This window comes from Microbispora sp. CSR-4 (assembly GCF_008033685.1).
Lineage (GTDB): Bacteria > Actinomycetota > Actinomycetes > Streptosporangiales > Streptosporangiaceae > Microbispora.
Genome location: NZ_VJVX01000162.1, coordinates 1 through 1,453 on the forward strand (window position 1 = coordinate 1; position 1,453 = coordinate 1,453).

The 1,453-nt window shown below is 67.5% G+C and carries 1 protein-coding gene; it reads left to right on the forward strand.

The window, feature by feature from the left end; all coding sequences use genetic code 11:
• Nucleotides 1-50: 50 nt before the first annotated feature.
• Nucleotides 51-1,453: glycoside hydrolase 43 family protein (locus FLV34_RS39215; protein ID WP_261986082.1), on the forward strand; the 1,403-nt coding region annotated here is incomplete at its 3' end.

Consider the following 1,453-nt stretch of genomic DNA (forward strand, 5'->3'; position numbering starts at 1 on the left):
CGAGTCCGACGAGCGGGTCGTGGCCGCCGTCGTCGACCTATTCCAACCCGGTGTTGTGGGAGGACCTGGCCGACATCGACGTCTTCCGGGTGGACGACACCTATTACTACTCGGCCTCCACGATGCACTACTCGCCCGGTGCGCCGATCCTGCGCTCCTACGACCTGGTCAACTGGGAGTACGCCGGACACTCGGTGCCCACGCTCGACTTCGGGTCCAAATACGACCTGAACGGCGGGCGGGCCTACGTCAACGGGATCTGGGCGTCGTTCCTGAACTACCGCCCGAGCAACAAGACCTTCTACTGGGGCGGCTGCATCGACTTCAGCAAGACCTACATCTACACCGCGACCTCGGTCGAAGGCCCCTGGAACCGGCACACCACGATCAACAAGTGCTACTACGACGCCGGGCTGCTCGTCGACGACAACGACACCATGTACGTCGCCTACGGCAACACCCAGATCAGCGTCGCCCAGCTGTCGGCCGACGGCAAGAGCGAGGTCCGCAGCCAGCAGGTGTTCTCCACCCCCTCCAGCGTGGGCACCCTGGAAGGGTCGCGGATGTACAAGCGCAACGGCGCCTACTACATCTTCTTGACCCGCCCGGCCAACGGGCAGTACGTGCTGAAGTCCACCAACGGTCCCTTCGGCCCGTACGAGATGCGCCAGGTGCTGCTCAACATGGGCGGCCCGGTCTCCGGCGGCGGCGTGCCGCACCAGGGCGGGCTGGTCCAGACCCAAAACGGCGCCTGGTACTACATGGCCTTCCAGGACGCCTACCCCGGCGGCCGCATCCCCGTGCTGGCCCCCATCACCTGGACCTCCGACGGCTGGCCCACCGTCCAGACCGTGAACGGCGCCTGGGGCGGCTCCTACCCCTACCCCAACGTGCCGCGCCCGCCCCGGCAGGTCAAGCCCCCGACCGGGACCGACACCTTCACCGGCAGCCGGCTCGGCCCCGAGTGGGAGTGGAACCACAACCCCGACACCAGCAGATACAGCGTCGGCAACGGGCTGCGCCTGCAGACCGCCACCGTCACCAACGACCTCTACTCGGCCCGCAACACCCTGACCCACCGCATCCTGGGCCCGTCCTCGACCGCGACGATCGAGCTCGACTACGCGTCCATGCGCGACGGCGACCGGGCCGGGCTGGCGATGCTGCGCGACTCCTCGGCCTGGATCGGCGTCAGGCGTGACAACGGCCAGACCCGCCTGGTGGCGACCAACAACCTGACCATGAACAGTAGTTGGCAGACCACCAGCACCGGCACCGAAGTGGCCTCCACGCCCGTGTCCGGCGGCAGGATCTGGCTACGGGTCAACGCCGACATCCGCCCCGGCAGCGGCCGCCAGGCCCGCTTCTCCTACAGCACCGACGGAGTGAACTTCACCTCGTTCGGGCCCGCCTTCACCATGGGCAACGCCTGGCAGTTCTTCATGGGCTACCG